Consider the following 11,119-nt stretch of genomic DNA (forward strand, 5'->3'; position numbering starts at 1 on the left):
CGTAATGCGCTTTGGCGTTGTCCAGATTGTTCCACTGGTCGGCGAACAGCACGCCATTGGGCTCGGTCTTGCGCAGCTCGTCGGCGAGCCGGCGGCCGACATGCTGATAGTTGTTCGGGTTGGCGTAGGGCAGGGCCGGCACTTCGATGAGCTCGGCGCCGCACAGCTTCAGGAAGTCCTTCTTCTCCTGGCTCTGCGTCTCCGGGATCACGATCAGCGTCCGGTAGCCGCGCGCGCTTGCCACGACCGCAAGGCCGATGCCGGTATTGCCGGCGGTTGCTTCGACCACGAGCCCGCCGGGCCGCAAGTCACCGCGCTTTTCCGCTTCCAGGATCATCCATTTCCCCGCGCGATCCTTCACGGACTGGCCGGGGTTCATGAACTCGGCCTTGCCGAGAATGGTGCAGCCGGTCGCTTCCGAGGCGCGCTTGAGCTTGATCAGCGGAGTGTTGCCGATGGCTTCGACAACGTCATTATTGATGGTCATGTCAGGCAATTACCGGCTGGTTTATGACGTGGGCGCCGACCCTAAAGTAGGGTCGCCGGCCATACAAGCCGACCCCGCAAACTCTTATTGCTGCTTTGCGAAGATGACCTGCCGGACATCGATATTCCCGGACAGGAATCCGGCCTCGCAATAGGACAGATAGTACTCCCACAGCCGCCGGAACCGGTCGTCAAAACCGAGCGGGACGAGGCCAGGCCAGGCCGCGCGGAAATTATTTCGCCAGGTGGCGAGTGTCTTGGCATAATCTTGCCCGAAGATGCGCTCGCGGATGACGGGAACGCCGAACCGGTCCCCGAGCGACTTGAGCACGGCGGGCGAGGGCAGCATGCCGCCGGGAAAGACGTAGTGCTGGATGAAGTCGACCTCCCGCCGGTAGCTCTGAAACAGCTTGTCCTGGATGGTGATGGCCTGGATGCCGGCGAGGCCGCCCGGCAGCAGCCGGTCACGCAACTGTGCGAAATAGCGCGGCCAGAACTGCTCGCCGACCGCCTCGATCATCTCGATCGAAGCGATCCGGTCGTAGCGGTCGCGCTCGTCGCGATAGTCCTGGAGGCGTATCTCGACCTTCTCGGCAAGGCCTGCCTCATGGATGCGCTTTTGTGCGAAATCGCGCTGCTCGGTCGAGATCGTCAGGCCGACCACGCTTGCGCCGAACGTCTTCGCCRCGAATTCGGCAAAGCCGCCCCAGCCGCAGCCGATCTCGAGCAGCCGATGGCCCGGCTTCAAGTCGAGCGCCTCGGCAAGCCTGCGATATTTGTTGGCCTGCGCGGCCGTGAGGTCGGACGTGCTCTCCTCGAACAGCGCCGACGAATAGGTCATGCTGGGATCGAGCCAGGCCGAATAGAACGCGTTACCGATGTCGTAGTGAGCGTGGATGTTGCGCCGCGCCTGGCGGCGGGTGTTGCGGTTGAACCAGTGCCGCACGACCTGGACGAACCGCATCAGCGGCTTGTCGCGCAGCATGGCCTGGATCAAATCGTGGTTGACGCAGAACAAATAGAGGAATTGCGTCAGGTCGGGCGTGTCCCAGTCGCCGGCGAGATAGGCTTCCGCGATGCCGATGTCGCCGCCGTTGATCAGGCGTGAGGCGAAACCGTAATTGTGCAGCCGCATCGCCGCGTCCGGGCCCGGCTCCTGCCCGCCGAGCCGGATCACGCGCCCGTCAGGCAAGGTGACATCGAGCGTCCCGCGCCGCAGTCGGGAGCCGAAGGTGAGCGCCAAGCGAACGATGCGCGGCAGGTCGGCGAGTACTGTTTCGATGTTGTCGGGCGTCACCTGGACGACATTCGACATCGGCGGATCCATCACCTGAGCTGGTACGGTTCGACCGCAAGCCAGGCGCGCCCAACCCTCCATGTCGCYAGACCAGAGCGCGCCCCGCATTCGGTCAGCTATCGATAATATAAGGGTGGATTTTGCCGGCCGCCAAGGTGCTATCGTCGCGGCACTGCCGCAGGGCTTGATCGCCCCCATCACCTTGAAGCTCACGAGCGGCAGGCGAAGAACGATCGCAGCAGGGCACGGGAGGTGAGCGCCCGGCGCCCGGCCGTTGCGTCCGAGAGCATCGCAAGCGTCCGCCGCGATCATCACTTGATCGAATGTTTCGTGCCGGCCATGGACGGGGACGCCGTGTGTGCTGCGTTCGATCGACGTCACGGCGCAGCCGAGCCGGACGCGATCCTTGAACGCGGCCTGGAGCCGCTCGACATAGCGCCGGCTGCCACCCTTGACCGTGCGTCAGACCGGCCGGTTGTGGTGCAGCAGCCGATGATTGTCGAAGTAGGTGATGAAAGTCTCGGCGGGGAAGTCCAAGCATCGCGTTCGCCGGTGCCGACCAGATCGCGGCGCTACGGTGCGCCGCGGCGAGGGTTTCAGTGGAGCGCGGGCCGGGTTTGGTGGCTTCGGCGCGAGTGTGGCGGCAATATCACATGAAATCTTGGTAAGCTTGAAGGCCCTTCAGTGCGGCGCACGAATGCAAGAAATCATTGCAAGACAGGCATATCTTGCACTTTCGTGACCTTGATATCGACCCGTTCGGGTGTGCGTTTCGCAGGTGCGGGACTGTCCCGCAGTTCCGCGTCCGGCTAGTATCCGTTTCAAGTTCCGCAGAAAGCATCAGCGCTGTGAAAGAGTTGCCCGAAGCCCCCCGACTGATCCGCCGCGAATCGGTTAATCCGGCTGCGCGGCGGCGGTTCGGTCTGCCCGGCAGGGGGTGGATGTGACACAGCACGTTCCGGCGGTCGCCATGCGGCGATCTTGCGGGTCTGCTTCCCGAACGCTGCGAGCGGCGCGCTGGTTCGCGGTGCTTGGCCTTGCCGCGAGTTCGGGGGCCTGCGTGCTGACCCAGGATCTCCCCGATCCGGCGCTCGACGTTCCCGCCCGGTACAAATACGCCGGCAAGCCGGACGCACCGCCGACGCTCGATTGGTGGCGCGGCTTCCGCTCGACCGAGCTGACGCAACTGATGGAAGAGGCGCAGACCGTCAACCTCGACATCGCCGCTGCGGTCTCGCGCATCGTGGAAGCCGACGCCCAGGCGCGGCAGGCGGGTGCGGCGCTGCTGCCGAGCGTGTCGGGCGGCGGATCGGAGACCTATTCGCGCACCTCGGGCTCGAGTGCGTCGGGCCTGTCCATCGGTGGCCGCGAGGTCGTCAACTATTCGGCTTCGCTGAGCGCAAGCTACCAGCTCGATTTCTGGGGCCAGAACCGCGACGCGCTGCAAACGGCGGAAGAAACCGCCAACGCCAACCGCTTCGACCGCGACGTCGTCGCGCTGACGACCCTTTCAAGCGTCGCCAATGCCTATTTCCAGGTGCTGGCCTCGCAGGACCGCCTGCGCACCGCCCAGAGCAACATCGCCAGCGCGCAGCGCATCCTCGACGCCATCCGCGAGCGCCGCAAGGCCGGCACCGGCACCGATCTCGACGTCGCGCAGCAGGAGAGCGTGCTGGCCAACCAGAAGGCGCTGGTGCCGCCGCTGCGCCAGACTCTCGACCAGAACGTCAACGCGCTCGCCGTGCTGGTGTCGCGGCCGCCGGAGAGCGTGCGCGTGCTCGGCGGCTCGCTGAACCAGATCGCAATCCCGAAGGTCACGCCGGGCCTGCCGTCGGAGCTTTTGACGCAGCGGCCAGACATCCGCAGGCAGGAGGCGCAGCTTGCCTCCGCCACAGCGAACATTGGCAATGCCCGCGCGCAGTTCTTTCCGAGCATCCAGCTGACCGGCAATGGCGGCTATCAGAGCTCGGCGCTGGTCTCGCTGTTCCAGCCGCATGCGGCGTTCTTCCAGCTGGTCGGCAGCGCGACGCAGCCGATCTTCGACGGTGGCAAGATCCTCGGCAATTTCGAATTCGCCAAGGCGCGACAGGAGGAATTGCTGCAGACCTATCGCAAGACCATCGTGCAGTCCTTTGCTGACGTCGACAATGCGCTGTTCTCGATCAAGCAGACCACGATCAAGCTGCAATTGCAGCGCGATGTCGTTACCTCCTCGAAGCGCGCGTTCGATCTCGCCGAGCAGCAATTGCGCGCCGGCACCGCCGACATCGTGACCGTGCTGAACGTCCAGCAGACCCTGTTCACGGCGGAAGACGCGCTGTGGCAGGCACAATTGGCCCGCTTGCTCGCCATCGTCAGCCTGTATCAGGCGCTCGGCGGCGGCTGGGAGCCGCGAATGGAGAAACCGGTCAATGCTCTTTAAGCCGGACACGAAGCAGGGCGCGAAGGACGGGACGGCGAAAAAGCCGCGTGGCCGCGGCTTCGTCATGACCCTGATCACGCTCGCGATCCTCAGTGGCCTCGGTTATCTCGGCTGGACTGTCTGGCATCAGCAGCCGCAGCAGGCGAATGGCCGCAACCAGCGGCCCGATCTGCCGGTGCCGGTGCTGGCGGCGACACCCCGCATCCAGGACGTGCCGGTCTATCTCGACGGCGTCGGCGCGATCCGCGCGCTCAACACCGTGACCGTGCGCTCGCAGGTCGACGGCAAGCTGATCGCGGTGAACTTCACCGAAGGCCAGGACGTCAAGAAGGGCGACGTGGTCGGCGAGATCGATCCCGCGCTCTACCAGGCGACCTACGACCAGGCGGTCGCCAAGAAAGCGCAGGACCAGGCCCAGCTCGCCAACCAGCGCATCGACCTCGTGCGCTACGAGCAGCTCGCCGCCTCCAACGCCGGCTCCAAGCAGCAGGCCGATACGCAGCGCGCGCTGGTCGCCCAGACCGAGGCGCTGGTCAAGGCCGACCAGGCCGCGATCGACAATGCGGCGGCGACGCTGAGCTACACCAAGATCGTCGCGCCGATCTCGGGGCGCGCCGGCCTGCGCCAGGTCGACCAGGGCAACATCATCCACGCCGCCGACACCACGGGCCTCGTCGTCATCACGCAATTGCAGCCGATCGCGGTGTGGTTCAGCCTGCCGCAGCAGCAGATCATGCGGGTCAATGCGGCCGCCGCCAAGGGCAGGCTTGCGGTCGACGTGTTCGGCAATGACGGCGTCACCGTGATCGACACCGGCAAGCTCACCGGCATCGACAACCAGGTCGACCAGACCACCGGCACGCTCAAGCTCAAGGCGGAATTCCCCAACGCGAATTATCAGCTCTGGCCCGGCCAGTTCGTCAACGTCCGCCTCAAGGTCGAGACGCTGATGCAGGCGCTGGTGGTACCGACATCGGCGGTGCAGCGCGGCCCGATCGGTACCTTCAGCTACGTCATCGGCGAGGACAATGTGGTTTCGGCCAAGCCCGTGACGGTGACGCAGCAGAACGAGCATGACGCCGTGATCGCGAGCGGCCTGGCGCCGAACGACCGGGTCGTCACCACCGGCTTTGCCAACCTGTCCGACGGCGCCAAGGTGATCGTCGGCCGCGACGACCAGACGCCGTCCGCCGATCTCGCTCCGCGCAAGCGCACGCGTGCGCCGGATGGCCAGAAGAAGGATGGCGCCAAGGAAAACCAGAAGGATGGACAAGGCAGGGACGGCGAGGTTCGCGCCAAGCGCATGAACGGCGAGGGCGACCAGAAGGGCCAGACCGGACCGGCACCGGCGCAGGGGACTGAACCATCGGGACGTGGAGCCAAGCAGCCATGATCCCGACAACAGCCGCTTGAGCGGCAGGCGCATCCCATGGGTGTCTCCGAACCCTTCATCCGCCGTCCCATCGCGACCTCGCTGCTCGGCATCGCGCTGCTGATCGGCGGGCTGCTAGGCTATTTCTCGCTGCCGGTCTCGGCGCTGCCGCAGGTCGACTTTCCGACCGTGCAGGTGACGACCCAGCTTCCCGGCGCCAGCCCCGATGTCATCGCCTCGCTGATCACGGCGCCGCTGGAGCGGCAGCTCGGCCAGATCCCGTCGCTGTCGGCGATGAACTCGACGAGCTCGTTCGGCGTCAGCCAGATCTCGCTCCAGTTCGACCTCAACCGCGACATCGACGGTGCCACCCAGGACGTGCAGGCCGCGATCAACGCCGCGGCCGGCGTCCTGCCCAAGACGCTGCCTTATCCGCCGACCTACGCCAAGGTGAACCCGGCGGACGCGCCGGTGATGACGCTGGCGCTGCGCTCCGACACGATCTCGCTGCGGGCGATGAGCGACATCGCCGACACCCTCCTGGCGCAGCGGCTGAGCCAGATCTCCGGCGTCGGGCGCGTCTCCGTGCTCGGCGGGCTGAAGCCGGCCGTGCGCATCCAGGCGGATCTGGCGCGGCTCGCGTCCTACGGCATCGCCATGGAGGATCTGCGCACGGCGATCTCCAACGCCAACGTCTCCGGGCCGAAGGGCTCGCTCGACGGCGCGCAGCAGGCCTACATCATCGCGGCCAACGACCAGATCGCCGCGGCGGACGCCTACAGGCCAATCATCGTCGCCTACCGCAACGGCTCGCCGGTCACGATCGGCGACGTCGCGCAAATCGTCGACGGCCTGGAGAACGACCGCACCGGCGGCTGGTATCAGGGCACGCCGGCCGTCATCATCGACATCCAGCGCCAGCCCGGCGCCAACGTGATCGACGTCGTCAGCCAGATCCGCGCCGAAATCCCCAAGGTTCAGCGCGCGATTCCGGCCGGGGTGAACCTCACCATCGTCTCCGACCGCACCGTCACCATCCGCGCCTCCGTGCGCRACGTGCAGTTCACGCTGATCCTCAGCGTGGTGCTGGTGACGCTGGTGGTGCTGCTGTTCCTGCGCTCGCTGCGGGCCACGCTGATCGCGGGCGTGGCGCTGCCGCTGTCGCTGATCACCAGCTTCGGCATCATGTATTTTGCCGGCTTCAGCCTCGACAATCTGTCGCTGATGGCGCTCACGATCGGTACCGGCTTCGTCGTCGACGATGCCATCGTGATGATCGAGAACATCGTCCGCCACATGGAGAACGGCGAGAGCGCGATGGAGGCCTCGCTGAAGGGCGCGAGCGAAATCGGCTTCACCGTGATCTCGCTGACGGTATCGCTGATCGCGGTGTTCATCCCGCTGCTGTTCATGTCCGGCCTGGTCGGGCGCATGTTCCGCGAGTTCGCGCTGACGCTGACGATCGCGGTCGTGACCTCAGCCGTGGTCTCGCTGACGCTGACGCCGATGATGTGCTCGCGCCTGCTCAAGCACGCCCACGAGGAGCTGGCGGTGCCGGGGCTGGCCGCGATCAGCCGCTTCATCGATCGCACCGTCGAGGTCTACCACCGGTCGCTGCTCTGGGTACTGGAGCGCCAACGCGCCACGCTGGTCGTGACCTTCGCCACGCTGGTTGCGACCCTCGTCCTCTACGTCGTCGCGCCAAAGGGCTTCCTGCCGCTCCAGGACACCGCCTCGATCACCGCGGTGACGGAGGCCGGGCCGGACGTATCGTTCGCGGAGATGCAGAAGCGGCAGGCCGAGGCCGCCGACGCCATCAAGGCCGACCCCGACGTGGTCGGCGTGGTCTCGGTGATCGGCGCGGGGTCGGTCAACCCGACCACCAATGTCGGCCGCCTCGTCATGACGCTCAAACCGCGCGGCGAACGCCGCGACGATGTCAGCGGGGTCATCACCCGGCTGAAGCAGAGGGTGGCCGGCATCCCCGGCATGACCGTCTATTTCCAGCCGGTGCAGGACGTGCAGATCTCGACCCAGTCGAGCCGCTCGCAATACCAGTACACGCTGACCGGCACGGATGCGGCGCTGGTGTCGCAATGGGCACGCAAGCTGGTTGACGAGRTGCGGCGCGATCCCCTGTTCCGGGACGTCTCCTCCGAGGCGCAAGAGGGCGGCCTGCGCGCGCAGCTCGACGTCGACCGCACCCGTGCCGGCCAGCTCGGCGTCAGCCTGCAAGGCATCACCGACACGCTCAACGACGCGTTCGCGCAGCGGCAGATCTCGACCATCTACGGCCAGGCCAACCAGTACCGCGTGGTGCTGGAGGCGCTGCCGATGTACCAGCGCGATCCCTCGATCCTGTCAAAGCTCTATCTGCCGGGTGCTGCGAGCAGCATCGCCGGCGCGCCCAGCGCCCAGGTGCCGCTGTCGGCGGTGGCGACCCTGACACGCACCACGGCGCCGCTCGCGATCTCGCACCAGGCGCAATTCCCGGCGATCTCGCTCAGCTTCAACCTCGCACCGGGCGCGGCGCTCGGCGATGCCGTCGCGGCGGTGAAGACGATCGAGACCCGCATCGGCATGCCCAACAGCATCGTCGGCGTCTATGCCGGCGATGCCGCCGAATTCGCCAAGGCGCTCGCGGGCCAGCCCTGGCTGCTGCTTGCCGCCGTGATCACGATCTACATCGTGCTCGGCGTGCTCTATGAGAGCTACATCCACCCGATCACCATCCTCTCGACGCTGCCTTCGGCCGGCGTCGGCGCGATCCTGGCGCTGATGCTGTGCGGACAGGACCTCTCGGTGATCGGCCTGATCGGCATCATCCTGTTGATGGGCATCGTCAAGAAGAACGCGATCATGATGATCGACTTCGCGCTCGAGGCCGAGCGCGGGCAGGGGATGCCGGCGCATGAGGCGATCGTGCAGGCCTGCCTGCTGCGGTTCCGCCCGATCATGATGACGACGCTGGCGGCGCTGTTCGGCGCGCTGCCGCTCGCGATCGAAAGCGGCACCGGTGCCGAGCTGCGCTTTCCGCTCGGCATCTCCATCATCGGCGGCCTGCTGCTCAGCCAGTTGCTGACGCTCTACACCACGCCCGTGATCTACCTCGCCCTCGACCGCATCAACCGCCGCCTCGAGCAGGCGCTGCCGCCGGTTGAGCCCGGCGGCCCGCCGGTCGCGGGGGCTACCGAGGGGATGCAGTGATGGCATCGATCTCGGAGCCGTTCATCCGCCGCCCGGTCGCGACCACGCTGCTCTCGATCGGGTTGTTCCTGCTGGGTGTCGTCGCCTACGCGTTCCTTCCCGTCGCCTCGGTCCCGAACGTCGACTTCCCCGCCATCTTCGTCTCGGCGAGCCGGCCGGGCGCCGATCCTTCCGTGATGGCAGCGACCGTGGCTTCGCCGCTGGAGCGCCGGCTGGGCGAGATCGCCGGCATCAACCAGATCACCTCGACGTCCTCGCTCGGCACGACCAATATCCAGCTTCAGTTCGACATCGGCCGCAACATCGACAAGGCGGCGCGCGACGTGCAGGCGGCCATCAATGCCGCGCTGGTCGACCTGCCGAGCGACCTGCCGACGCTGCCCAGGTTCCGCAAGGCGAATACCGCCGGCGCCCCCGTCTTCGTGCTGGCGCTGACCTCGAAGACGCTGTCGGCAAGTGCGATCTACGACGTCGCCGATACCGTGCTCGCGCAGCGCATCTCGCAGGTGCCGGGGGTCGGCGATGTGACTGTGAGTGGCGCCGACCAGCCGGCCGTGCGGGTGCAGCTCAACCCGGTGGCGCTATCGAACGCCGGCATCGCCACCGACGACGTGCGCACCGCGATCATCAACGCCAATCCGCTCGGTCCGGTCGGCATCTTCAACGGCGAGCGCCAGAGCGAGACGCTCTCGCTCAACCGCCAGATGCGCACGGCGAAAGAGTTCCGCGACATCGTCATCAAGAGCTCCAACGGCAATTTCGTGCGGCTATCCGACGTCGCCGACATCGAGGACGGCGTCCGCAACGCGCGCTCGATCGCCTGGTTCAACAAGCAGCCGGCGGTCCTGATCCAGATCACCAAGCAGGGCGATGCCAACGTCATCGACACCGTCGACAGGGTCAAGGAGCTGATCCCGGAGCTGAAGCAGTGGATCCCGGCCGGCGTCGATATCTCCACGCTGGTCGACCGCACCAGCACCATCCGCGCCAGCGTGCTGGACATGCAATGGACGCTGCTGGCGACCGCCATTCTCGTGATGGTCGTGGTGTTCGTGTTCCTGCGGCGTATCACGCCGACGATCGCGGCCGGCATCTCGGTGCCGCTCGCGCTCGCCGGAACCTGCGCCGGCATGTGGGTCGCGGGCTTCTCGATCGACAATCTATCGCTGATGGCGCTCGCGATCTCGGTCGGCTTCGTGGTCGACGACGCCATCGTCATGATCGAGAACATGTACCGCAATCTCGAGCATGGCATGCGGCCGTTCCAGGCGGCGCTGGAGGGCGCCCGGCAGATCGGCTTCACGGTGGTCTCGATCAGCCTGTCGCTGATCGCGGCCTTCACGCCGCTGATCTTCATGGACGGCATCGTCGGCCGCCTGCTGCGCGAATTCTCGCTGACGCTGACCTTCGCGATCCTGGTGTCGACGCTGGTGTCGCTCACGGTCACGCCGATGATCTGCGCCCAATACATCCGGCAGACCACCTCCGGTACCGCGACGCTGTTCGATCGCGTCATCGAGGGCTCGCTGTCGCGCATCGTCGCCTTCTACACCCGCACCTTGCGCACCGTGCTGGAATTCCCCTTTCTGACGCTGCTGGTGTTCTTCGCCACCATCGCCCTGACGGTCACGCTCTACATCAAGGTGCCGAAGGGCTATTTCCCGACGGACGATTCCGGTTTCGTCATCGGCGCGACGCGTGCCTCGGCCGATATCTCGTTCCAGTCCATGCTGAGCCTCCAGCAGCGGCTTGCGGACATCGTGATGCAGGACCCGGCTGTGGCCGGCATCGGCTCGACGGTCGGCAGCGGCGGCGGCGGGCCGGGGGCCGCGACCTCGAACCGCGGCACCATGTTCATCAGCCTGAAGCCGCCGGAGGAGCGCGGCTATGTCTCGACGCAGCTCGTGATCGACCGGCTCAGGCGCGCGTTGTTCCCGGTGCCCGGCATCCGCCTCTTCATGTTCGCCGCCCAGGACGTGCGCGCCGGCGGACGGCAGAGCGATTCCGACTACCAGTACACGCTCTCCTCGACCGATCTCGGCCTGTTGCAGCAATGGGCGCCGATCGTGGCCAAGCGCATGGAGTCGATCGAGGGTATCACCGACATTTCCAGTGATCGCGACCCCGGCGGCCTTCAGTTGACCTTGTCCATCGACCGCCAGAAGGCCTCGGCGCTCGGCGTCAAGGTCCAGGACATCGACAATGCGCTGAACAACGCCTTCTCGCAGCGGCAGATCTCGATCATCTACACCCAGCGCAACCAGTACATGATCGTGCTGGAGATCGACCCGAAATTCCAGGTCGATCCGTCCAATCTCGATCGCATCTTTGTCGC

At 66.2% G+C, this 11,119-nt stretch carries 6 protein-coding genes; 4 read left to right on the plus strand and 2 right to left on the minus strand.

The features are described from left to right. Both ACXJL8_RS21125 and ACXJL8_RS21130 read right to left on the minus strand, forming a co-directional pair. A partial coding sequence (locus tag ACXJL8_RS21125; protein ID WP_456685510.1) for a pyridoxal-phosphate dependent enzyme occupies window positions 1-487 on the minus strand: 487 nt, incomplete at its 3' end. 84 nt (window positions 488-571) lie between these two features. Further along, window positions 572-1,801 carry a class I SAM-dependent methyltransferase gene (locus ACXJL8_RS21130; protein WP_456685511.1) on the minus strand — a complete coding sequence of 410 codons (1,230 nt, stop codon included), beginning with the start codon at window positions 1,799-1,801 and terminating at the stop codon, window positions 572-574. A gap of 919 nt (window positions 1,802-2,720) precedes the next feature. Between ACXJL8_RS21130 and ACXJL8_RS21135 the strand changes: the two genes are divergently transcribed. The 4 genes from ACXJL8_RS21135 to ACXJL8_RS21150 form a co-directional block, all read left to right on the plus strand. Further along, window positions 2,721-4,205 carry an efflux transporter outer membrane subunit gene (locus ACXJL8_RS21135; RefSeq protein WP_456624055.1) on the plus strand — a complete coding sequence of 495 codons (1,485 nt, stop codon included), beginning with the start codon at window positions 2,721-2,723 and terminating at the stop codon, window positions 4,203-4,205. After that, window positions 4,195-5,598, plus strand: coding sequence for an efflux RND transporter periplasmic adaptor subunit (locus ACXJL8_RS21140; protein WP_456685512.1), 1,404 nt, complete (start codon window positions 4,195-4,197; stop codon window positions 5,596-5,598). The genes ACXJL8_RS21135 and ACXJL8_RS21140 overlap by 11 nt, the downstream gene beginning before the upstream one ends. Before the next feature lie 36 nt (window positions 5,599-5,634). Further along, on the plus strand, window positions 5,635-8,784 hold the full coding sequence (locus ACXJL8_RS21145) for an efflux RND transporter permease subunit (RefSeq protein ID WP_456685513.1): 3,150 nt from the start codon (window positions 5,635-5,637) through the stop codon (window positions 8,782-8,784). Next, window positions 8,784-11,119, plus strand: a 2,336-nt coding sequence (locus ACXJL8_RS21150; RefSeq protein ID WP_456685514.1) for an efflux RND transporter permease subunit, incomplete at its 3' end; no start/stop codon positions are given. The genes ACXJL8_RS21145 and ACXJL8_RS21150, both read left to right, overlap by 1 nt.

It is taken from the genome of Bradyrhizobium sp. P5_C11_2 (assembly GCF_054049755.1).

What these genes read in the sequence shown, in the direction of transcription:
- ACXJL8_RS21140 (WP_456685512.1), top strand. Translation starts at nt 4,195, where the DNA reads ATGCTCTTTAAGCCGGACACGAAGCAGGGCGCGAAGGACGGGACGGCG.